The 21,028-nt window shown below is 70.7% G+C and carries 20 protein-coding genes; 11 read left to right on the top strand and 9 right to left on the bottom strand.

What is annotated here, in order from left to right; genetic code table 11:
• Nucleotides 1-10: 10 nt before the first annotated feature.
• Together AC068Z_RS00815 and sodN are read right to left on the bottom strand one after the other, a co-directional pair.
• Nucleotides 11-403 (bottom strand): helix-turn-helix transcriptional regulator, encoded by a 393-nt coding sequence (locus AC068Z_RS00815; protein ID WP_478551009.1) that lies wholly within the window; start codon nucleotides 401-403, stop codon nucleotides 11-13.
• Between the two features lie 67 nt (nucleotides 404-470).
• Nucleotides 471-866 (bottom strand): superoxide dismutase, Ni, encoded by a 396-nt coding sequence (gene sodN, locus AC068Z_RS00810; protein ID WP_020123534.1) that lies wholly within the window; start codon nucleotides 864-866, stop codon nucleotides 471-473.
• 145 nt (nucleotides 867-1,011) lie between these two features.
• On the opposite strand from sodN, the gene sodX reads away from it, so the two are divergent.
• The gene (gene sodX / locus AC068Z_RS00805) at nucleotides 1,012-1,446 is read left to right on the top strand and encodes a nickel-type superoxide dismutase maturation protease (RefSeq protein WP_478552242.1); all 435 of its coding nucleotides are present in this window, start codon (nucleotides 1,012-1,014) and stop codon (nucleotides 1,444-1,446) included.
• Here sodX and AC068Z_RS00800 read toward each other — a convergent pair.
• Nucleotides 1,350-1,979: a CGNR zinc finger domain-containing protein gene (locus AC068Z_RS00800; protein ID WP_478551007.1), complete on the bottom strand. Its 630-nt coding sequence runs from the start codon at nucleotides 1,977-1,979 to the stop codon at nucleotides 1,350-1,352. The two genes, sodX and AC068Z_RS00800, sit on opposite strands and share 97 nt — an antisense overlap.
• A 100-nt stretch (nucleotides 1,980-2,079) precedes the next feature.
• On the opposite strand from AC068Z_RS00800, the gene AC068Z_RS00795 reads away from it, so the two are divergent.
• Nucleotides 2,080-2,838: a class I SAM-dependent methyltransferase gene (locus tag AC068Z_RS00795; protein ID WP_478551005.1), complete on the top strand. Its 759-nt coding sequence runs from the start codon at nucleotides 2,080-2,082 to the stop codon at nucleotides 2,836-2,838.
• Between the two features lie 60 nt (nucleotides 2,839-2,898).
• Here AC068Z_RS00795 and AC068Z_RS00790 read toward each other — a convergent pair whose 3' ends face one another.
• Genes AC068Z_RS00790 through AC068Z_RS00780 form a run of 3 tightly spaced genes read right to left on the bottom strand, consistent with a single transcriptional unit; the run spans nucleotide 2,899 to nucleotide 5,621 of the window.
• A complete protein-coding gene (locus AC068Z_RS00790; RefSeq protein WP_478551003.1) occupies nucleotides 2,899-3,660 on the bottom strand; it encodes an amino acid ABC transporter ATP-binding protein in 762 nt (253 codons plus the stop codon).
• Nucleotides 3,657-4,622, bottom strand: coding sequence for an amino acid ABC transporter permease (locus tag AC068Z_RS00785; protein WP_478551001.1), 966 nt, complete (start codon nucleotides 4,620-4,622; stop codon nucleotides 3,657-3,659). The genes AC068Z_RS00790 and AC068Z_RS00785 overlap by 4 nt, the downstream gene beginning before the upstream one ends.
• A gap of 30 nt (nucleotides 4,623-4,652) precedes the next feature.
• Nucleotides 4,653-5,621, bottom strand: coding sequence for an ABC transporter substrate-binding protein (locus AC068Z_RS00780; RefSeq protein ID WP_478551000.1), 969 nt, complete (start codon nucleotides 5,619-5,621; stop codon nucleotides 4,653-4,655).
• A gap of 606 nt (nucleotides 5,622-6,227) precedes the next feature.
• On the opposite strand from AC068Z_RS00780, the gene AC068Z_RS00775 reads away from it, so the two are divergent.
• The 4 genes from AC068Z_RS00775 (at nucleotide 6,228) to AC068Z_RS00760 (ending at nucleotide 9,502) form a co-directional block, all read left to right on the top strand.
• Nucleotides 6,228-7,451 carry an NAD(P)-dependent malic enzyme gene (locus tag AC068Z_RS00775; protein WP_478550999.1) on the top strand — a complete coding sequence of 408 codons (1,224 nt, stop codon included), beginning with the start codon at nucleotides 6,228-6,230 and terminating at the stop codon, nucleotides 7,449-7,451.
• A 198-nt stretch (nucleotides 7,452-7,649) separates the two neighbouring features.
• Entirely contained in the window at nucleotides 7,650-8,615 is a 966-nt protein-coding gene (locus tag AC068Z_RS00770; protein WP_478550997.1) for a zinc-binding dehydrogenase, read from the top strand.
• Between the two features lie 120 nt (nucleotides 8,616-8,735).
• Entirely contained in the window at nucleotides 8,736-8,945 is a 210-nt protein-coding gene (locus AC068Z_RS00765; protein WP_014674937.1) for a helix-turn-helix domain-containing protein, read from the top strand.
• Nucleotides 8,945-9,502: a Clp protease N-terminal domain-containing protein gene (locus tag AC068Z_RS00760; RefSeq protein ID WP_478550995.1), complete on the top strand. Its 558-nt coding sequence runs from the start codon at nucleotides 8,945-8,947 to the stop codon at nucleotides 9,500-9,502. Before AC068Z_RS00765 ends, AC068Z_RS00760 begins: the two co-directional genes overlap by 1 nt.
• 348 nt (nucleotides 9,503-9,850) lie before the next feature.
• Here the strand turns inward: AC068Z_RS00760 and AC068Z_RS00755 are convergent, their stop codons facing one another.
• Nucleotides 9,851-10,912, bottom strand: a complete 1,062-nt coding sequence (locus AC068Z_RS00755) for a PadR family transcriptional regulator (RefSeq protein ID WP_478550993.1) — start codon at nucleotides 10,910-10,912, stop codon at nucleotides 9,851-9,853.
• Between the two features lies 1 nt (nucleotide 10,913).
• Nucleotides 10,914-11,882 (bottom strand): DUF4097 family beta strand repeat-containing protein, encoded by a 969-nt coding sequence (locus AC068Z_RS00750; protein WP_478550992.1) that lies wholly within the window; start codon nucleotides 11,880-11,882, stop codon nucleotides 10,914-10,916.
• A 146-nt stretch (nucleotides 11,883-12,028) separates the two neighbouring features.
• Between AC068Z_RS00750 and AC068Z_RS00745 the strand changes: the two genes are divergently transcribed.
• The gene (locus AC068Z_RS00745; protein ID WP_478550990.1) at nucleotides 12,029-12,838 is read left to right on the top strand and encodes a hypothetical protein; all 810 of its coding nucleotides are present in this window, start codon (nucleotides 12,029-12,031) and stop codon (nucleotides 12,836-12,838) included.
• A 90-nt stretch (nucleotides 12,839-12,928) separates the two neighbouring features.
• Here AC068Z_RS00745 and AC068Z_RS00740 read toward each other — a convergent pair whose 3' ends face one another.
• Complete coding sequence (locus AC068Z_RS00740; protein WP_023586593.1) at nucleotides 12,929-13,108, bottom strand: DUF6104 family protein; 180 nt, start codon at nucleotides 13,106-13,108, stop codon at nucleotides 12,929-12,931.
• A 132-nt stretch (nucleotides 13,109-13,240) separates the two neighbouring features.
• Here AC068Z_RS00740 and AC068Z_RS00735 point away from each other — a divergent pair, with 132 nt between their 5' ends.
• The 4 genes from AC068Z_RS00735 to AC068Z_RS00720 are packed head-to-tail and all read left to right on the top strand — an operon-like array spanning nucleotide 13,241 to nucleotide 20,998.
• Complete coding sequence (locus AC068Z_RS00735; RefSeq protein ID WP_478550988.1) at nucleotides 13,241-13,648, top strand: CU044_2847 family protein; 408 nt, start codon at nucleotides 13,241-13,243, stop codon at nucleotides 13,646-13,648.
• Nucleotides 13,645-15,576: a VMAP-C domain-containing protein gene (locus tag AC068Z_RS00730; RefSeq protein ID WP_478550986.1), complete on the top strand. Its 1,932-nt coding sequence runs from the start codon at nucleotides 13,645-13,647 to the stop codon at nucleotides 15,574-15,576. The genes AC068Z_RS00735 and AC068Z_RS00730 overlap by 4 nt, the downstream gene beginning before the upstream one ends.
• A gap of 47 nt (nucleotides 15,577-15,623) precedes the next feature.
• On the top strand, nucleotides 15,624-16,658 hold the full coding sequence (locus tag AC068Z_RS00725) for an AAA family ATPase (RefSeq protein WP_478552240.1): 1,035 nt from the start codon (nucleotides 15,624-15,626) through the stop codon (nucleotides 16,656-16,658).
• Between the two features lie 53 nt (nucleotides 16,659-16,711).
• Nucleotides 16,712-20,998, top strand: coding sequence for an SAV_2336 N-terminal domain-related protein (locus tag AC068Z_RS00720; protein ID WP_478550984.1), 4,287 nt, complete (start codon nucleotides 16,712-16,714; stop codon nucleotides 20,996-20,998).
• Nucleotides 20,999-21,028: the final 30 nt, after the last annotated feature.

Genomic DNA, 21,028 nt, shown 5'->3' with positions numbered 1-21,028 from the left:
GGCTAGGCCGCTACGAGCGTTTCGGCCGGGTGAAGCGGCGGGCCACACAGGGCGGGATCCGCGCGCTGTCCTCGTGGGAGCGGGCCCGGTACGCGCTCGGCGTCTCGCCGACCAGCTCGGTGAAGCGGGCGCTGAAGGAGCCGAGGGAGGTGCAGCCGACGGCCATGCACACCTCGGTCACGCTCAGGTCGCCGCGCCGCAGCAGGGCCTTGGCCCGCTCGATCCGGCGCGTCATGAGATAGGCGTACGGGGTCTCGCCGTACGCGGCGCGGAAGCTGCGCTGGAAGTGGCCCGGCGACATCAGTGCGGTCCGGGCGAGCGCGGTGACGTCGAGGGGCTCGGTGTACTCCCGGTCCATACGGTCACGCGCGCGCCGCAACCGGACCAGATCCTCGGTGTTCACCCCGCCAGCATGACAGTCGAGGGGCCCTGCCGACCGGCCGGACCCCTCGATCGAGACCTGGTGACGCTCAGGCCTTCTTGGTCTCCCAGAAGATCTTGTCGATCTGGGCGATGTAGTCCAGGGCCTTCTGACCGGTGGCCGGGTCGGTGGACGCCTTCGCGGCCGAGAGGGCCTTCAGGGCGTCGTTGACCAGCTGGTGCAGCTCCGGGTACTTCTCGAAGTGCGGGGGCTTGAAGTAGTCGCTCCACAGGACCGACACGTGGTGCTTGGCCAGCTCGGCGCGCTGCTCCTTGATGACGGTCGCACGGGCCTGGAAGTGCGGGTCGTCGTTGGCGGCCATCTTCTCCTGCACGGCCTTGACCGACTCCGCCTCGATGCGGGCCTGGGCCGGGTCGTACACACCGCAGGGCAGGTCGCAGTGCGCGCTGACCTTGACCTTGGGGGCAAACAGGCGGGAAAGCATGGAGCATTCCTTCCTCGTGATCGTCTTCTCAGGTGGGACATTACTCCCTGCGGGACTGGTTTTCGCGAGTGCCCCCATGGGCTTAGGACAAAAGTCCAGGGTCAGACTGAGACTGGTGGAGGATAGGACCGGGGAGGTGCCGGTGATGCCGGAGCTGTCGCAGGAGACCGAACGCGGGCGGCCGTTGCTGCCCTTCGGGCCGGCCGAGGTGACCGGGCCGTCGATGGTGCCCACGCTGAACCACGGGGACCGGCTGCTGGTGCACTACGGGGCCCGGATCCGGCCCGGTGACGTGGTCGTCCTGCGTCATCCGTTCCAGCAGGACCTGCTGGTCGTCAAGCGGGCGGCGGAGCGCCGCGAGGGCGGCTGGTGGGTGCTCGGGGACAACAGTTACGCGGGCGGGGACAGCACGGACTACGGCACGGTCCCGGCCGAACTGGTGCTGGGGAAGGTGCGGATGAGGTTCCGGCCGCGCAAGGCGGCTCAGCGCTCGCCGTTCGCGCTGGTGCTCTGGGCGCTGTCCGCCGTCCGGCCCGTGCTCTCCGACCGGTCCGCCTCCAGGCGCTTGCGGGCGCGGTAGGCGGCCACGTTCGCACGGGTGGCGCAGCGGTCGGAGCAGTAGCGCCGGGACCGGTTGGTCGAGGTGTCGAGGTAGGCGTTGCGGCACGGCGCCGCCTCGCACAGGCCGAGGCGGTCCACGCCGTACTCGGTGAGGTGGAAGGCGAGGCCCATCGCCGCGATGGCCGCGTAGCCCGCGGTCACGTTCGACGGGTGGTCCGCGAGATGCATGTGCCACAGCGGGCGGCCGTCGTCGTCCCGGAAGTCGTGCCCGGAGATCTGCGGGCTGACCGGGAACTCCAGCAGCAGTGAGTTGAGCAGGTCGACGGCGAGGGTCTCGTCCCCGGTGTCCGCCGCCTCGAAGACCGCGCGCAGCCGTGCCCGGACCGAGCGGAACCGGGTCACGTCGGCGTCCGCGGCGCGCCGGGCCGCCGACTGGTTCACGCCGAACAGCTCGCGGACGGCCTCGACGGACGTCAGCGTGTCCTTGCCCCGGGCCGGGTCCTCGCTGTTGACGAGACGTACGGCGTAGTCCGAGTAATAGGCCAGTTCCACTTGTAGTCCTTACGGAGGCGTTCTATGGTCGTGGTGCGGTCGGGGTAACAGACGATCGTGCTTCCAGGGTATTACGCATGCGTCCGAAGAGGGGGCTTCCATGACCACGAGTACCGGAACCGACTGGCAGGCCTGGCAGGAGAGCTGGGACCGGCAGCAGGAGTGGTACATGCCCGACCGGGAGGAACGCTTCCGGATCATGCTCGACATGGTCGAGGCGCTCGTCGGGCCCGCGCCCCGGGTCCTCGACCTGGCCTGCGGCACCGGCTCGATCACCGCCCGACTGCTCGCCCGGTTCCCGGACGCGGTGAGCACCGGCGTCGACCTCGACCCGGCCCTCCTCACCATCGCCGAGGGCACCTTCGCCGGCGACGAGCGGGTCACCCTCGTCACCGCCGACCTCAAGGACCCGGACTGGCCGGCGAGGCTGCCGTACGACTCCTACGACGCCGTACTGACCGCCACGGCCCTGCACTGGCTGCACAGCGAACCCCTCGCGGATCTCTACGGCCAGGTCGCGGGCCTCGTCCGCGACGGCGGTGTCTTCCTGAACGCGGACCACATGATCGACGAGTCCACGCCCCGGATCAACGCGGCCGAGCGGGCGCAGCGGCACGCCCTCATGGAGCGGGCCAAGCGGGACGGGGCCCTGGACTGGGCCGAGTGGTGGGAGGTCGCCGCACAGGACCCGGTCCTCGCCGCCCCGACCGCCCGCCGCTTCGAGATCTACGGCGAGCACGCCGACGGCGACACCCCCTCGGCGCAGTGGCACGCGCGCGTGCTGCGCGAGAAGGGGTTCGGGGAGGCGCGTCCGGTGTGGTGCTCGCCCTCGGACACCCTGCTGCTCGCGCTGAAGTAGGCCGCGCAGCGAGAAGGGGCGGTACGGAAGACCCGTACCGCCCCTTCGTCGTGTTCCGCGTCAGAGGACCTTCGACAGGAACGCCTTCGTGCGCTCGTGCTGCGGGTCCGTCAGGACGTCGCGCGGGTTGCCGGACTCGACCACCACACCGCCGTCCATGAAGACGAGGTTGTCGCCCACCTCGCGGGCGAAGCCCATCTCGTGGGTGACGACGACCATCGTCATACCGGACTCGGCGAGGTCGCGCATGACGTCGAGGACGTCACCGACCAGCTCCGGGTCCAGCGCCGAGGTCGGCTCGTCGAACAGCATCAGCTTCGGGTCCATCGCCAGCGCGCGGGCGATCGCCACGCGCTGCTGCTGACCGCCGGAGAGCTGCGAGGGGTAGTTGCCGGCCTTGTCACCGAGGCCGACCCGCTCCAGCAGCTCCCGCGCCCGCTCTTTGGCCTGGCCCTTGCTCGCGCCCTTGACCTGGATCGGCGCCTCCATGACGTTCTCCACGGCCGTCATGTGGGGGAACAGGTTGAACCGCTGGAACACCATGCCGATGTCCCGGCGCTGGAGCGCGACCTCGCTGTCCTTGAGCTCGTACAGCTTGTCGCCCTTCTGGCGGTAGCCGACCAGCTCACCGTCGACGTACAGCCGGCCGGCGTTGATCTTCTCCAGGTGGTTGATGCACCTGAGGAACGTCGACTTGCCGGAGCCGGAGGGGCCGATGAGGCAGAACACCTCGCCGGTCTGCACCTCCAGGTCGATGCCCTGGAGGACCTTCACGGCGCCGAACGACTTGTGGACGCCCTCGGCCTTCACCATGGCGGTCATGCCGACGCACCCCTTTCACGGCCGAGCGAGAGCATGTTCGCCTTGACCTTCTGCCACGGCGTGGGCGGGAGCTGGCGCAGCGAACCCCGCGCGAAACGGCGCTCCAGGTAGTACTGGAAGACGCTGAACACGCTGGTCATGACCAGGTACCAGATGGACGCCACGAAGAGCAGCTCCATCACGGCGTACGACGTGGAGCCGATCGTCGAGGTGGCCCGCAGCAGTTCGTTGTAGGTCACGACATAGACCAGCGACGAGGTCTTGAGCATGTTGATGAACTCGTTGCCCGTGGGCGGCACGATGACGCGCATCGCCTGGGGAATGACGATGCGGCGCAGCGTCTTTCCGTGGCTCATGCCGAGCGCGTGCGCGGCCTCGGTCTGGCCCTCGTCGACGGCCATCAGGCCGGCCCGGCAGATCTCGGCCATGTACGCGGCCTCGTTCAGGCCGAGGCCCAGCAGCGCCGCCATGAACGGGGTCATGACCTGGACCATCTCGTCCTTGTAGAACGGACCGAGGTTCAGGTACTCGAAGACCAGCGCCAGGTTGAACCAGATGAGCAGCTGGACGTAGACCGGGGTGCCCCGGAAGATCCAGATGTAGAGCCAGGCGACCGAGCTGGTCACCGGGTTCTTGGACATCCGCATCACGGCCAGGATGACGCCGAGGACCACGCCCATGATCATCGCCAGGACGCTGATCAGGAGCGTGCGGCCGGCGCCCGCCATGACCGTGGAGTCGAAGATGTACTCGCCGACGGCGTCCCAGTTGATCTTCTTGGCGGTGGCGAACGCGTTCACCAGCAGGGCCAGCAGGGCCAGCACGATCACACCGCTGACCCAGCGGCCGTAGTGGCGGACCGGGATCGCCTTGATCGCCTCGGGCGGGAGGGCCGAGCCCTCCTTGGAGGCCCCGGCCGACGGCTTGGCGTCGGCCGGTTCCTTGTCGAACTTGTCAGTCACGGTGACTGCCCTTCAATGGTGCTCGGACCGTCACTTGCCGCCGTTGATCTCGGCCTTGTCGATCGCGCCGGTCTCGGCGCCCCACTTCTCGAGGATCTTCATGTAGGTGCCGTCCTCGATGATGGCGTTGACGGCCTCTTCCAGCGCCGCGGTGAGCTCCTTGTTGTCCTTGTTCACGGCGATGCCGAAGGGGCCGGCGTCGATCTGCTCGCCGACGACCTCGAAGGCGTTGCCGCCGTCGGCCTTGCGGGCCAGGTCGACAGCGACCGGGTAGTCGTTGACGCCCGCGACCGCGCCGCCCGACTTCACTCGGGTCTGGGCCTCGGTGTCATTCTCGAACGACTCGATCTTGATCGCCTTGTCGCCGCCGTCCGTGCACTTCTTGGACTGGTCCTTCAGCGCCTGCTCGTAGGTCGTGCCGCGCTGGACGGCCGCGGTCTGGCCGCAGAGGTCCTCGATCGAGTTGATCTTCTTCGGGTTGCCCTTCTGGACGTACACGGCCGTGCCGGCGACGAAGTAGTCGACGAAGTCGACACCCGGGCCGAGCTTCTTGCCGTTGTCGTCCAGGCCCTCCTGGCGCTGCTTGTTGTCCGTGATGGAGGACATGGCGACGTCGTAGCGGCCCGAGTTCAGGGACGTGATCAGGCCGTCGAACGAGCCGGAGGTGAACTTGAACTCGACGCCCAGCTGCTCGCCCAGCGCGGCGGCGATGTCGGGGTCGACACCGACGATCTTGCCGCCCTCCTGGTACTCCATGGGGGCGTACTCGGCGTTGGTGCCGACCTTGATCTCGCCCGCCTCCTGGATCTTCTTGGGCAGCTTGGAGAAGAGGGGAGCGGTGCTGGACTTCCCGGTCTCCTTCGACTCCGAGCTGTCGCTGCCGCTGTCGGTCTGGTCACCGCAACCGGTGAGAATCAGTGCGCCTGCGACCGCGATCGAGCCGACCGCTGCCAGCCGGCGGCGCGTGGCGGTCGTACGACGGGTGGAGCTTGCGGTCATGGTGGGTTCCTCCGGCGGATGGGTGGAGTTGCCGATGGGTCGACGAGAGCACACGTCTTCGAGTGTCGCGACCTCGTGTGATTACGGCATCTTGCCATTCGGACTGAGCGATTCAGGGGGCCAGCCATGTCAAAATCGGATAACGGGTTACTCCCGAACCCCACCAGGTCGGTACATCGTGACCGCAGCATCTGCGGGAATCCCCGCTTCCGGCCGGAAGATCTTCGGCGCATCTCAGTATGCGGATCACCGGACGGCCCCGCCCTCCTGGCGCTTGAGTCCGACTCGGGCGCGCGTCAAGGGGGTACGGCTAATTGTCCTTATGACGTCGCATGATTCATGTCACCGGTATGCGGTGATCGATGATCGTTCTTCGTTCCGCCATGTGAGCTTGCACGTATTGGACTCGTCCTCGACGCCGTCCGTCCGGTAAGAAGGTGCTTTACACCCCTCATCCGGGGCTCAGGGCGCGTGTGCGGCGCGCCCGTCGCGTATATGGCCTCAAGTGACCGTACGTATCGGTAACTGGGCCGTGCGCGGTGCCCGCCCACCCCTCACCTGGGAGTGGCCACCCTCAAACCATGAATACTTAAGGGGTCAGACAAAGTGGCAGCGGAGATCGTCAATCCTCGCAGCGACAGCGATACGGGTCAGGACGGAGGGGCGGAGCCCCTCGATTCCTTCGACCCCGCGTTCGCGCTGCACCGCGGCGGCAAGATGGCAGTGCAAGCCACCGTGCCGATCCGCGACAAGGACGACCTGTCCCTCGCGTACACACCCGGCGTGGCGAAAGTGTGCAGCGCCATCGCCGAGCAGCCCGAGCTCGTGCACGACTACACGTGGAAGTCGTCGGTCGTCGCCGTCGTGACGGACGGTACGGCCGTGCTGGGACTCGGTGACATCGGTCCTGAGGCCTCCCTTCCGGTGATGGAGGGCAAGGCCATCCTGTTCAAGCAGTTCGGCGGCGTGGACGCGGTGCCGATCGCGCTGAACTGCACCGACGTCGACGAGATCGTCGAGACGGTGGTCCGTCTCGCGCCCTCCTTCGGCGGCGTCAACCTCGAGGACATCTCGGCGCCCCGGTGCTTCGAGATCGAGCGGCGGCTGCAGGAAGCCCTGGACATCCCGATCTTCCACGACGACCAGCACGGTACGGCGGTCGTGACGCTGGCGGCGCTGCGGAACGCGGCGCGGCTGAGCGGGCGGGAGATCGGGCAGCTCCGGGCGGTCATCTCGGGCGCCGGAGCGGCCGGGGTCGCCATCGCCAAGATGCTGGTCGAGGCCGGCATCGGGGATGTCGCGCTGGCGGACCGCAAGGGCATCATCTCGGCGGATCGTGCGGATCTGACCGACGTGAAGCGCGAGGTCGCCTCCTTCACCAACAAGGCCGGGCTCACCGGCTCGCTCGAGGACGCCCTGGCCGGCGCCGATGTCTTCATCGGCGTCTCCGGCGGCACGGTGCCGGAGCCCGCGGTGGCCTCCATGGCGGAGGGTGCCTTCGTGTTCGCGATGGCCAACCCGAACCCCGAGGTGCACCCGGACGTCGCGCACAAGTACGCGGCGGTCGTGGCGACGGGACGGTCGGACTTCCCGAACCAGATCAACAACGTGCTGGCGTTCCCGGGCATCTTCGCGGGCGCGCTCCAGGTGCGGGCCTCCCGGATCACGGAGGGCATGAAGATCGCGGCGGCGGAGGCGCTGGCGTCCGTGGTCGGCGACGACCTGTCCGCCGACTACGTCATCCCCTCGCCTTTCGACGAGCGGGTCGCTCCGGCGGTCACGGCGGCGGTCGCCGCCGCGGCGCGTGCGGAGGGTGTGGCTCGGCGCTGAGCTGAGCGCTGACTGAGTGACCCCGGCCGGGTTCTCCGGCCGGGGTCATTTTTTACCTGGAGGTTGGGCCGGTCGGGTGGTCCGGGGCCACGGGCCCGCGACGGGCCGCCTGGTGCGGACCCGCGGCTGCCGCAAGAGGGCATGTGTCACACGGCTCCTCGGTTCCCCGCGCCGCCGCCGGAGCCTATCGTCAAGGTCATGTTCGCCGTCTACGCCGCCCGCATCGACCGCGACCAGCCGCTCACCGGGCTCGAGTTGGGGGAGCGTCCCGCCCCCGAGGCCCGTTCCGGCTGGAGCGTCGTCAATGTCAGGGCCGCCTCCCTCAACCATCACGACCTCTGGTCCCTGCGGGGCGTCGGCCTCGCGGAGGACAAGCTGCCGATGATCCTCGGCTGCGACGCCGCCGGCGTCGACGAGGACGGCAACGAGGTCGTCCTGCACTCCGTCATCGGCCAGAGCGGGCACGGGGTCGGCCCCAGGGAACCCCGCTCCATCCTCACCGAGCGCTACCAGGGCACCTTCGCCGACCAGGTCGCCGTGCCGACGTGGAACGTCCTGCCCAAGCCGAAGGAGCTGTCCTTCGCGGAGGCCGCCTGTCTGCCCACGGCCTGGCTGACGGCGTACCGCATGCTCTTCACCAACGCGGGCGTACGGCCCGGTGACTCCGTCCTGGTCCAGGGCGCCGGCGGCGGGGTGGCCACGGCCGCGATCGTGCTCGGCAAGGCGGCCGGACTGCGGGTCTTCGCCACCAGCCGGGACGAGGCCAAGCGGAAGCGGGCCCTGGAGCTCGGCGCCGTGGAGGCGGTGGAGTCGGGTGCGCGGCTGCCGGAGCGGGTCGACGCGGTCATCGAGACCGTGGGCGCCGCGACCTGGTCGCACTCGGTGAAGTCGCTCAAGCCGGGGGGCACGCTGGTCATCTCCGGCGCCACCAGCGGTGACCGGCCCTCGCACGCCGAGCTGACCCGGATCTTCTTCCTGGAGCTGAAGGTCGTCGGCTCCACGATGGGGACCAAGGACGAGCTGGAGGACCTCCTCGCCTTCTGCGCCGCCACCGGTGTGCGGCCCGTCATCGACGAGGTGCTGCCGATGGACCGGGCGCGCGAGGGCTTCGAGAAGATGGCCACGGGGGAGCTGTTCGGCAAGATCGTGCTCACCAACTCCTGAGCGGGGTTCGGGGCCAGGAGTTCGGCCAGGCGGGTCCGGGTGATGTCCGGGCCCGCCTTTCGCGTACCGGGTGTGTCAACTCTGGTTGACATGGCCGAGCTGTCAACGTAGGTTGACGATATGAGTGAGGCAACGGATCTCGCCGAGCGCGCGGGTGACCGCGACCCCCGGGTCGGCCTGCGTGCCGTCGCCGCGCTGCGCCGGCTGCTGGAGCAGCTGGAGGCGGTGCAGGTGCGCAGTGCGCGCAATCAGGGGTGGTCGTGGCAGGAGATCGCCGCGGAGCTCGGTGTCAGCAGGCAGGCCGTGCACAAGAAGTACGGGAGGCATTGATGTTCGAGCGGTTCACGAAGGATGCCCGGGCGGTCGTCCTGGGCGCGGTCGAGCACGCGGAACGGTCGGGGGCCGGCACGGTGGACGCCGAGCATCTGCTGCTCGCGCTGCTCGACCGGGAGGGCAGCCGCGCCTCCTTCGCGCTGGCCGCGGCGGGGCTCGCGGAGCGCAAGGAGTCGGTACGGGAGGCGCTCGGCGCGGCCCGGCGGCGGGCCGGTCTGTCCCGGGCCGACGCGGACGCCCTCGCGGGTCTCGGCATCGACGTCGCGGAGATCGTCGCCCGGGTCGAGGAGGTGCACGGCGTCGGCGCGATGTCCGGGGGCCGGAAGGGCAAGGGACGCCCCTCGTTCGGCCGGGAGGCCAAGAAGACGCTGGAGCAGTCGCTGCGGATCGCTCTCGCCCACAACGACCGCCATATCGGCGACGAGCACATCCTCCTCGCCCTCACCGCCCGCCCCGGAGTGGCGGCGGAGACCCTGGCCGACCACGGCGTGACGAACCTGTCCCTCACCCGCGTGCTGTACGGAGAGGGCGGCGGCGAGGCCAAGGCCGGGTGACCGACCCGGGCCCTCCGGGTCAGGCCTTCGAGGTCTGGCCTTCCGGGTCAGGCCCAGGCGGGGTCAGGCTCTCCGGGTCAGGCCTTCGAGGTCTGGCCTTCCGGGTCAGGCCCAGGCGGGGTCAGGCTCTCCGGGTCAGGCCTTCGAGGTCTGGCCTTCCGGTCAGGCCCAGGCGGACAGGCTCTCCGGGTCAGACCTTCGAGGCCCGGACGTCTCTCGGGCCTGCGGCTGTCTCGGGCCCCCGGAAGTCACAGGCCCCCGGCTGTCTCAGGCCTCCGGATGTTCCAGTCCCGGATGTCTAAGGCCCCGGATGTCTAAGGCCCCGACTGTCTCCGGCCTCCGGCTGTCTCACGCCTTCGGTGTCCTGAGCAGTGCCGCTATGTGGGCCGCCGCTGTCGACAGATGGCGGCGGGCGTCGCGGAGCTGGTCCGGGGTGACACCGTGGTCGCGGGCCGCGTCACGGATGTCGTCCCGGAAGCGGTCCAGGAGGCGGTCCAGGTCGCGGGCCGGGTCGCCGGTGGGGGTCTCATGGGCCCAGGACGGTTCGTACGTCCCGGGGAAGTCCTCCGGGGTGTCCGCGTACTCCGGGGTGTCCGCGGGCTGGGGCTTCGCCGCGGTGCCGGGGCGGCCGAAGCCGAAGTCCCAGTCCCTGCTGAACCCCTTGCCGTAGTCCTTCCCGAACTCGCCGAACTCCTTGGCCAGTTCCGTCAGGCCCTCGCGCACGCCGGTCGGCCAGTCGCCCCGGGTGAAGTGGTCCTGCACATGCTCCTGGACCCGCTTGGCGATGCGCTGCATCTCCTCCTGCGCCTGGGCGCGGGCCCGGTCCTGCGCCTCCTTGGCCTGGCGCCGCGCACGCTGGGCCTCCTCGCGGGCACGGCGGCTCTCGTCCTTGGCGCGCCGGGCCTGCTCCTTCCACTCCTGCTTGGCGCGGCGCATCTCCTCCTTCGCCGCCCGCCAGGCCTCCTTGTCGGTGTACTCCGTGAAGTCGCCGAAGGGGGCGTCCCCCTTGGCGCCGTTGCCCTGGCGGGCCTCGGACGCCGCCTCCCGCATCTCGCGCCGCAGATCCCCGGCGGCGCCGCGCACATCGGCCCGGATCTCGGCGGCGAGCTCCGCGACCGACTCCCGGATCTCCAGCTCCAGGTCGGCCAGTTCGCCACTGCGGTCGGCCAGCTCGGCCCGCCCCGCGTCCGTGATGGCGTACACCTTCCGGCCGCCCTCGGTGGTGTGCGTGACCAGACCCTCGCTCTCCAGCTTCGCCAGCCGGGGGTAGACCGTGCCCGCCGAGGGGGCGTACAGGCCCTGGAAGCGCTCCTCCAGGAGGCGGATCACCTCGTAGCCGTGGCGCGGGGCCTCGTCCAGCAGCTTCAGCAGATACAGGCGCAGGCGGCCGTGGGCGAAGACGGGAGGCATGTCAGAGCACCTTCTTGTCGGTCGTGCCGTCGGCCCGGTCGTCGCCCGAGTCGGCTTCGGTGGAGGGCGTCGTACCCGGGCCGGAGTCGGAATTCTCTCCCGCGCCGGCCGGGGTGCTCTCCACCGGGGCCTCCTCCCAGCCCTCCGCGTCCCAGGGTTCCTCCTCGCGGGGTGGCCTGCGCAGCAGGGCGATGGAGCCGGAGACGGTGGTGGCCCGCAGCTTGCCGTTGCCCGCGCCCAGCCGACCGGTGATCTTGTGGGCGCCCCACTGCCCGTGCACCCGGAGTCCGTCGAAGGCGTTGGAGATGGTGCCGCTCGCGGTGTTGGCCTCGACGTCGGCGTCGGCCGGCTGGGGCAGCCGGATGGCGATCTCGCCGGAGACGCTGGTGAGCCGGACGTCGGTCGGGCCGTCCGGGTCGAGGTCGACGATCATCGAGCCGCTGACCGAGTCCGCCCGCACCGAGGACCCCGCGCCCTCGACGACCGTCAGGTCCCCGGAGACGGAGTTGAAGCGCAGGTCGCCGGTGACCGCCTGGGCCTCAAGATTCCCGGAGACCGTGTCGGCGCGCACCGGGCCGGAGAGCCCCACCAGGGTCGTGTCGCCGGTGACCCCCTTCACCACCGAGGGGCCGCGCACCCCGGAGACGACCGCGCCCGCGCCGACCACGCCCACCTCGACCCGGGTGTCGGCCGGCACCGCGAGGGAGACCACGGCACTGCGCCGCCAGCCCTTGCGGTCCAGCCACTTCAGGAAGCCCTTCCAGGGCAGGTCCTCGTAGGCGACCGTCAGAGTGCCGCCCTCCTGGGTGACCAGCAGGGGAGGCCCTTCGAGCCGGGAGACCTCCAGGCGGGCGGAACCTTCGTCGGTGCCCACCACGTTCACCGTTCCATTGACGATCCGTACGTGCAGCTCCCGCACCGGTTCGTCGAAGGTGAGCTTCCTCGGCTCCTCGACCGACCACTCGGACATGGTGACGACCTCCCCAGACAACACGCCATATCGCGTCTCCTGTCATTCACGATATATCGCGCACACGGAAAGTCAAGACACTCTTTCGGGGAGCATTGCGACCCTCGAATATGACGAACCATGACAAAACGCCCTAGCGTGTGACCATGTCGACTCCCGGAGCCCTGCTGCTCTGCCGGGCGGTGCCGGATCACGTCGCCCCCGCCGCCCACCTCCTGCGCGAACGCATGCTGCTCACCCCGGCCGGTGAGGAGTGGAGCGTGCTCGTGCCCGAGGGCAGGCCCTGGACGGACGACGGCGAGCCGGTCGACCGCGTGCTCGCCGGATGGGCCACCGCCCTCGCCGTCGGCGCACCCTGGCCCGTGCTCGCCCTGTGGTGGGACGAGGACCGCGCCGGGTACCTCCTGGCGTCCGGCTTCCGCCGTCCCGTCGGCTACGTCTGGCTCACCAACGGCACCCCGGTCGGCGAGGACGAGGCCATGCGCACCTTCGCCGCGCGGCTGGGCCTCGATCCCGTCCTGGACATGGAGTCCCTGGAGGCGCTCACCAAACCGGACCCCCAGGCCGACGCCCGCGCCCGCCTGAGCGGCCTGCTCGCCGTCCTCACCCGCGCGGGAGTCTCCCTGCCCCCCGGTCTCACCCCCGGCGAACCCGCCGACGGCCTGCGCCACGCCGCCCGCCTCCAGCCCCACGCGCGGGCGGTCGAGTGGCCGGGCTGGCGGCAGACGGTCCGCACGGAGCTCGACGCCGTCGACGCGAGCCGGCTGGGCCCCTGGCTCCCCTGGTCCGGCACTCCCAAGGCCCGCCTGCTCGGCGCCGTCCAGCTCGCCGCGGGCCTCCCGCTCGCGGCCCTCGGCCTACGGCGGCGCAGCGCGGGCTGGACCGCGGCGGGGGCACTGCTGCTGGCGCACGGGGCGCTGGGCCTGGCGTACGACGTGACGCGCCCGCGCGACTGAGCGGCCCCGGACCGACGAACGGGCGCCTCCAAGGCACCCCGCTCAGTACGGCCGTACAGCGAAGAACTGCTCCTCGCCCTCGGCGAAGGACTACTCCTCGTCCTCGTCGTCCAGCCGCGCCAGCCACGTCGCCAGCCGCTCCACCGGAACCTCGAAGTCCGGGTTGAGGTCCACGAACGTCCGCAGCTGCTCGGCGAGCCACTCGAAGGTGACCTCCTCCTCGCCGCGCCGCTTCTCCAGCTCTTCGATGCCTCGGTCGGTGAAGTACATGGCTCAAGGATAAGTGCGCGCAAACCATCGCTCCGCGCGCGCGTGCCCGGGCACAATGGTCGGCACCAGCCGAGGTCGGTAACGGCCTTCACGGCGCGACGAGTTGGCCAGGTGCGTACGGGGGCGGCAGCAGTGGAACGCAGGATCCAGGAGATCGAGCTTCCCGGCGGCGCGAAGGTGCTCGCCCGGGTCAGTGTGCTCGATCCCGACGAGGTGCAGGCTGGCGCTGACGAATTCGCCTACCAGGACGTCGGTGCACTCGACCACATGGCCGCCAGGGTCGACCAGCTCAATGAGCTCGTGCGAGGCGTGGGCGGTGCGGTCCTGGACGCGGCGCGCGCTGTACGGCCCGACGAGGTCAGCGCCACCTTCGGTGTAGAACTGGCGCTCAAGCCCGGCAAGGCCGTCGCCCTGCTCGCCGACGGGGAGGCCAAGGCGGCGTTGTCGATCACGCTCACGTGGCAGGGCGAGCGGGCCGGAGCCGTCGGCGATGTCCCCGTTCCGCCGGCCGACGGGGACCGGGACGCCGCCTCGGCATGACCGACCAGCTCGGACAGCTCGCCGCGCGCGCCACCGTCCGCCTCGGCCCCGACGGCGACCCCGGCACCCTGTGGGGCAGCGGCTTCTTCGTCGCGCCCGGATGGCTGCTGACGTGCGCGCACGTCCTGCCGCTCGGCCGCGGCCCGGAAGACGTGGGTCCGCTCAGCGTTCGGGGGTATCAGCTGGATGCGTCCGCCCGGCTCGGCTACTGGCTCGGAGGAGGCGCCGACCCCGAGGACGACCTGGCCCTCGTGCGACTCCTCGAAGACGTCCACCACGCGTGTGTGCGGCTCACGGACCGTTGTGACCGCCCGCTCGGCGTTGCCGCGCACGGTTGGCGCAGCCCGCGGGACGGCGAGCCGCAACGCTGGCACGGCGAGAGCGTGTGCAACGGCCGACTCGGCGCGTACGGCCTCACTCTCGCGCCGCAGACGGAGATACCGAGCGGGGCTTCCGGGGGACCGCTCCTCGACCAGGAGCACGGCACGGTCGTGGGCATCGTCAAGGCCCGTCGCGCGGGACGGGACGGCGGCCTAGCCGTATCCACGGCCGCCCTGCGCCGCTTCCGCGGCGCACGGCCGGCAGGCGGTGAGGAGGGCCTCGGAGCGGACCCGTACGCGGAACTGATCCGCGCGCACGACCGGTGGCACCAAGCTGCCACCGGCTCCCTGTCGTGGGTGAGGCTGCAGGACAATTCGAGGACCGGCGACGCTCGCGCCTGGACGCCGCGGGACAACGCGGTGGCGGCCGCGCTGCTCGCCGGACTGCCGCCCCCCGACTCCCCGGCCGAACTCCAGGACGTGATCGCCCGTGTGCTCGGCCACGAGCCACTCTGGGAGGACGAGACCGCCCCGGTCGACTGGCGAGACGGCCAGGGCTGGTTGGACGAGTCGGGGGAAGACGCAGATCTCCGCTCACTGCACTACCTGCATGCCGTGGCCCGCGCCAACACGCGGCGATCGCCCGGCGCCGCACGCGAACTGGAGCGCTGGGTCGAGCACCGGGCAGGTCGGCTGCCCGACCATCTGCGGGTGTTGGTCGTCGGCAACGACGACACGCGGCCCGTCTCCTTCCAGCCCCGCGCGAGCGGACCCGTGGGACCGGACGACGGCGACGGACCCGTCGTCGCCGTGGAGCTGGACCCGGACCATTTCCAGCCGCACGACCGCTTCCACTGGCGGATCTGGGCCTGGCGCGGGGACGCCGACACCGTACGCGTCCTGGACGAGAGCCCACCGGACGAGGGAGCAGCGCTCGCCGCACTCCCTTACGTGCTCGGCGCACCGCTGGCCCACGCCTTCGCCCAGCTCGACGGCCCTTGGCGGACCCGGCTGGAACTCGCCCTGCCCATAGAGCACTTCGATGTCGACATCCATCTCTGGCGCCCCGGCCCGGTCGTCCGCAGCTTGCGGCCGGACCCCGCCGAGCGGCCCTTCGGTGTGCACCGGCAGGTCGTGCTGCGCTGCCTGAAGCGGCGTGGCGAGCCCGAGGCCATGTGGCGGGAGCGTTGGCGCGGCGTCGTCGAGGGCGGTCTCAAGGCGCTCCCCGTGCAGTCCCCGGTCTTCGCGAGGGACACACTGGACGCCGCACCACCGGGTGCCGTTCCCGTGCTCTGTCGGCCACCGGCCGAAAGTCGTGGCCCGCTCACCGAAGCGGTCGTGGCCGGGTACGGCCTCATGCTGTGGAATCTGCGGTCCGAACACACGCACGGCTGCGGTGAAGGCTGCGAGGAACTCCACGACTCCGCGTCCAGGATGATCTCCGCCGCCCGCAGGGTGACCGCCCTGCCCGAGCAGGTACGGGTGCTGCGTGAGCGGATCAGCGAGGCGGACGCGGAGGCGAGTTGGGCCGAGCACCTGGCCATGCTCTACGACGACCCGCGCCGGCCGATACCACGGAGTGACGACCGGCTGGAATCACCCTCCTGAACACCGCCCACTCGTTGCGCACCCGTCCGAAGGAGACCGCCGTGACCATCCCTGACTGGTTCGTCTACCGGGGCGTCGGCGAACCGCACGACGGTATCGACAGGCTCTCCCCACCCCCTCCCTGGCGGGATTTCGACGGGGAGCCCGCGATCGACGGTCCGCCCTCGCTCGGCACCGAGTCGGCCCGGCGGCTGGGCACCCGCGGGCTGGGTGGAGTCGCCTGGCGTCCTCAGGAGCTGGAGCTGATCAACGCCGCCCTCTACCTGCGTCGCCCCCTGCTGGTCACCGGAGACCCCGGTTCGGGCAAGTCCACCCTCGCCCACGCCCTGGCTCACGAACTCGGCCTCGGCCGGGTCCTGCACTGGCCCATCGTCAGCCGTACGACCCTGCGCGACGGCCTCTACACGTACGACGCCATCGCCCGTCTCCAGGACATGCAGATGGCCCGCACGGCCGGCGGGCAAGGCGTGGAGTACGCCGAGGACATCGGCGACTATCTGCGCCTCGGTCCGCTCGGCACCGCCCTGCTGCCCCACACACGGCCGCGGGTCCTGCTCGTGGACGAACTCGACAAGAGCGATATCGACCTGCCCAACGACCTCCTCAACGCCTTGGAGGAAGGTGAGTTCGCGATCACCGAGCTTCAGCGCATCTCCCGGCGCCGGGCCGAGGTCGAGGTCCTCACCGACGACGGTCGGCGTGCTCTCGTCAGGGAGGGCCGCGTACGCTGCCGGGCCTTTCCGATCGTGGTGATGACCAGCAACGGAGAGCGCGACTTTCCCGCCCCCCTGCTCCGCCGCTGCATCCACCTCGACCTGCCCTCGCCCCGCGACGACGAGTGGGGCAACGCCCGGCTGGCGAGCATGGTCCGAGCGCACTTCGGCGATGCCGACATGCCCGCCAAGGACTCCCTGATCCGCGCTTTCCTCCAGTCCAGCCCCGGATCCCTGCGCGCTGCCGACCAGCTCCTGAACGCTGTCTACCTCACTCAGGAGGCCGTGCGCGACAGCGAGCCCGACCGGCAGCGGCTGGCCGAGCTGCTGATGCGGCCGCTCGACCAGGGCGGGCACGGGCCCCGCTGATGTCCGAGGGACGCGTGGAACCCGGACCGCCTGGAGATCCCGGCGGTGGCCCGGTGGGTGTCCTGGCGGCGCGACTGCGGGCCTGTCTGGGCGTGGAGCCGACAGCGCGGGAGCTCGCAGAGGCACTGTGGCTGGCGGATCACCTGGGGCAGGCCGAAACGGATCCGGACGAGCCGTCGCCCGCACCGCACCAGAGCACGCCGCCCGCCTCGGTACCGCCCGCGGCGCGGCCCGATGAACCCCACACCCCCGTGGGGGAGCCCGCGGACGCCGCACGGCTCTACGCCGACCGCTCCGAACCTCGGAGGCGACCTCGCCCGGCCGGCCCGGCGGACGACCTCGTCCGGGTCCGCGTCCCCACCGCCACCACGCTGCCGAACTCTCTTCAGCTCCAGCGCGCTCTCCGGCCCCTGCAGCACTACCGACCGCCAGTCCGCACTCGCACCCACCGCCTGGACGAGCAGGCGACCGCGGAACAGGCCGCCGAAACCGGCCTGTTGTTGCCCGTGCTGCTCCCCGACGCCCGACGGGAGGCGAGACTGCGGCTGCTCATGGACGTGTCGACGTCGACGAGCGTCTGGGACGCCACCTTCGTCGAGCTCCGCCAGATCTGCGCGGGCATCGGTGCGTTCCGTGAGGTGGCCCTGCAGTACGTCCACGACGTGGCGGACGGCTTCGAGGACCGACTGGTCACCGCGATGTCACGGTCCCTCGGCGGTGCGGGGCCGGTGCGGGCGGCGGACCAGCTGCGCGACCCGACGGGACGGCAGCTGACGCTGGTGCTCAGCGACTGCGCCGGGCCTTCGTGGAGTTCCGGTCGGATGCAGCGGCTGCTGCACCACTGGGGGCAGGCGGCGCCGGTCGCCGTCGTACAGCCGTTGGCACAGCGGATGTGGCACCGGACGTACCTTCCCGCGCTGCCCGGTGTGCTTCGGCGGCGGGAAGGGCTGGGAGCGCGACTGGGCTTCGAGGCGGCGCACGGGGCGCGCCTGGACGGTGCTGTGCCCGTGCCCGTGCTGTCTCCCACCCGGACGGCACTGGGCACCTGGGCTCGCCTGCTGGCCGGGAACACGGGACTCTCGTTGCCGGGAGCGGCAGCCTGGGTGCGGGCCGACGAATCAGCGGCCGCACCGCGTCCGGCACCGGAGGCATCCGACGCACCGGCCCTCGTCGACGTCTTCCGGCGGACCGCCTCCCGGCAGGCCGTGTCACTGGCCGTGTACCTCTCGGCCGTACCGCTCACGCTCCCCGTGATGCAGCTCGTGCAGCGGGTGATGCTGCCACGCAGCGGGCCGACCGTGCTCTCCGAGGTGCTTCTGAGCGGTCTGCTGCGGCGTGCCGGCGACGACGGGTACGCCTTCGTGCCAGGCGTCCATGAGGAGCTGCTGCGTCTGCTGCACCGAGGGGACGCCATGCTTCTGCTGAAGCTCGCCGGGGAGTACGTGGAGCGGCAGTTCGGCCGACGGGCGCGCACCTTCCCTGCGCTGCTGGAAGCACGGAGCATCGAGGCCGAGCCACCGGGTACGGAGCCTGGGCAGCTGCCCCAAGCCTTCGCCGAGGTTTCGGCACTGGTGCTGGGGCGGTTCGGGACCCGGTCGACGGAGCCGGCACCCACACCGGACCGAAGGACGTTCGACGTCGTGTTCACGATGTCCGAGGAGTCATGGGCTTCCTGGCTGGCCTACGTGCTCGGCGCCTGCGGCTGCGAGGTGAACCTGAGGGAGTGGAACACTCGGGACCCGGAAGGGCTGGCGGCGGTCATGGGGCGGTCGGCGGGCCGTCGCGGCGACCATTCCGTCCTGCTCCTCGTCAGCGGGTGGTACGACCCATACGACGAGGGCTCCGCGGAGGCGACGGCAGTGCAGTTCTCGCGTCGTGCCGAGGTGGTCCCGATCGACGTGCATCCGGAACGGGCCACGCCCTCGTACGACCCTGAGATGGAGATCGATCTCGTTCTGGGCCGCCAGGGCGCGGGCGTGGCCCGCTGGTTGCTGCTGCGGCGGCTGGGCCTTGAGCAGAGCGCGTACGCGCCGCCCGCGGACACCCCTGCGCCCCCCTACCCCGGACCCGCGGCGACGGTCCGCGGTGAGGTGCCCGAGCGGACGCCGGGGTATGTCTTCCGTCAGGAAGCCGTGGCTGAGCTCAGGCAGCGGCTGCCGGCCGGACACCCTGCCGCCTGCGCTGTGATCGGAGCTCCCGCCACCGGGAAGTCGCAGCTCGCGGCCGAATACGTCCACCTCTCCGCCGGTAGGTACGACCTGGTGTGGTGGGTACGAGGCGATGTCACGGCCGGCCTGGCCGAGTTCGCGTCCGAGTTCCAGCCGGAGAGCGGCCGGGCGGGGGAACTGCTCGGCGAACTGAACGGAGCGGGGTTGCGCCCGCTGGTCGTCCTGGACGGTTGCGACGATGTCCAGGGCATCCGTGACCTGTTCCACTCCGGCGGACACTTCGTGATCACCTCTCGGGAGGCCGCGTGGTCGCAGGTCACCGACGTCGTCCGGATGGACTACTCGGACAAGGACGAACTGATCCGGCGGGCGCTGGTACGAGTCGAGGCCACCGTCACCGGCCACGCGGGGAGCGGCTTCTTCCTGGCCCCCGGCTGGGTCGTCACGACGACACGTCTCGTGCCGCCCGCTCCTCGCACATCCCCGCGGAAGCCGAGTCTGACCGTCACCACGCTGGACGGGCGCCTCTACCACGTCGAACGGCCGGTCATCTTCGACGACTTGGCCCTTCTGCACGTTCCCAGTGCGCGGGAGCCGGACTGCCTGTGGCTCACCGACCAGCCGCACGTCTCATACATCCAGGTGACGATGCACGCGGTCGGTGCCTTCCCGGATCCCCCGTACCCGGTATCCGGTGCGGGCCAGTTCCTTCCGTATGCGATCAGCGGAGACCGGGGCGCCCCGAGCGACGAACGTGTGCTCCAGGGCGGACCCGAGAACGTAACCATGGAGGGCGGCCCGGTCCTCGACCCGGTGAGCGGAGCCGTCGTCGCCGTCGTCACGAGTGAGGGCCGGGCCGTACGCATCGGCTCGCTGTGGGCACTCGGCGCCCCGCCGGCCAACTCCTGGGCGCGACAGGACGTGTTCGCGAGGGACAGCAGGGCCGCGCTGTGGCAGGAGCTGGTACGGACGCACGATCGGCACCACGCGGACCGATTCCGCAAGCGTGGCCTGAACATGACCTGGGTCGGTGTGCAGGAGTCCTCGGCCGCCGGGCCGTCGGACCCGGCCGAACTCTCGTCGGCCGAGCGCGTCGAACTCTTTTCCCTGCTCGCCGAGTTGCCCCCGCCGGCGAATTTGTCCGCGATGGAGGATCTGCTCGACCCCCAGGATCTGCTCGACCCCCGTCCCGCTTCTGGCATCCCTGCGCTGAACTGGCGTGACGGGGTGGGCCGGGGGCGAGAGGCGGCCCTGCGATACGCCGCACGGGTGTGGGCCCACGTGGCGTCAGCGCGGCACGACACCCGCGAGCTGCCACGGCCGAAGGCCATGGAGGCGCTGCGCATCTGGATCACACGGACTGCGGAGAACCTGGACGAGACACAGCGGCGAGTGCTCGTGGAGACGCTGGCTGCCGCCGACATCCCGTACACCTGTGTCGAGCTCGAAGCCCGGCCTCTCCATGGGCCGAACGCTACCTTCACCTGGCGAGTGGGGACATACCGCAATTGGGAAGTCGAGGGTTCGCCGCATCAGCTGACCTGGGAACATGCGGAGAGCAGTCTGCGTGCGCACTTGGCGGAAGTCCTACCGGAAGTGAATGGCGGCACCGCCAGGTATGTCGAGTTCTGGCTGCCGCCCGCGCTGCTGTGGGAACTGCCGGTCGAGACCTGGCGTTTGGGGGGAGAGACGGCGGCGCCCCTGGGTGCGCGCCACCACGTCTACGTCGGTAGCGGGCCGACTTCGAGGGGCCACGGGACGGAAGACTGGTGGCACCAGCACAAAGCGGCGCGGAAGCCTTTCAGCCCGGTCCGGCTGGACGCCGGCTTCCACCGGCGCGGCCTGTGGTCGCGCGGGCGACGACCGGTCTTCTCGTCCACCGGCGAGGTTCCGGTGGCATGCCGACACGCCGGGCATGAGGCGCTGAACTCCGCCCGTGAATCCGGATACCCGCTCATCCTCTGGGACCGCCGGGCCGCGTCCGACACGGACTGCGCCGACTTCTTCACGGGCGCGGAGAGCGTCCTGAAGCACTGTCTTACCGTGAACGAACTCCTTGACCGCGTGCGGCAGCTGCGTGCCCGTGCCGCAGCCGACCCACCCGACCCGGTCGCGGCCTGGGCACACCACTTGGCCGTTTACTGCAATTCCCCGGGATCGCCACTGATATGACGAAGGGCCCGCACCCCGGTTCGGGGAACG

This window comes from Streptomyces sp. NPDC043726 (genome assembly GCF_056436565.1).
The sequence above is the reverse complement of the archived record's forward strand: the minus strand, read 5'-3'. Positions and strand labels throughout refer to the sequence as shown.

Excerpts from the sequence above, each read along its gene's own strand:
- AC068Z_RS00760 (WP_478550995.1), top strand. The coding sequence starts at position 8,945 with ATGTTCGAGCGGTTCACGAAGGATGCCCGGGCGGTCGTCCTGGGCGCG.
- AC068Z_RS00730 (WP_478550986.1), top strand. The coding sequence starts at position 13,645 with ATGACCGACCAGCTCGGACAGCTCGCCGCGCGCGCCACCGTCCGCCTC.
- AC068Z_RS00750 (WP_478550992.1), bottom strand. The coding sequence starts at position 11,882 with ATGTCCGAGTGGTCGGTCGAGGAGCCGAGGAAGCTCACCTTCGACGAA.
- sodX (WP_478552242.1), top strand. The coding sequence starts at position 1,012 with ATGCCGGAGCTGTCGCAGGAGACCGAACGCGGGCGGCCGTTGCTGCCC.
- AC068Z_RS00780 (WP_478551000.1), bottom strand. The coding sequence starts at position 5,621 with ATGACCGCAAGCTCCACCCGTCGTACGACCGCCACGCGCCGCCGGCTG.
- sodN (WP_020123534.1), bottom strand. The coding sequence starts at position 866 with ATGCTTTCCCGCCTGTTTGCCCCCAAGGTCAAGGTCAGCGCGCACTGC.
- AC068Z_RS00795 (WP_478551005.1), top strand. The coding sequence starts at position 2,080 with ATGACCACGAGTACCGGAACCGACTGGCAGGCCTGGCAGGAGAGCTGG.
- AC068Z_RS00765 (WP_014674937.1), top strand. The coding sequence starts at position 8,736 with ATGAGTGAGGCAACGGATCTCGCCGAGCGCGCGGGTGACCGCGACCCC.
- AC068Z_RS00790 (WP_478551003.1), bottom strand. The coding sequence starts at position 3,660 with ATGACCGCCATGGTGAAGGCCGAGGGCGTCCACAAGTCGTTCGGCGCC.
- AC068Z_RS00755 (WP_478550993.1), bottom strand. The coding sequence starts at position 10,912 with ATGCCTCCCGTCTTCGCCCACGGCCGCCTGCGCCTGTATCTGCTGAAG.
- AC068Z_RS00745 (WP_478550990.1), top strand. The coding sequence starts at position 12,029 with ATGTCGACTCCCGGAGCCCTGCTGCTCTGCCGGGCGGTGCCGGATCAC.
- AC068Z_RS00770 (WP_478550997.1), top strand. The coding sequence starts at position 7,650 with ATGTTCGCCGTCTACGCCGCCCGCATCGACCGCGACCAGCCGCTCACC.
- AC068Z_RS00740 (WP_023586593.1), bottom strand. The coding sequence starts at position 13,108 with ATGTACTTCACCGACCGAGGCATCGAAGAGCTGGAGAAGCGGCGCGGC.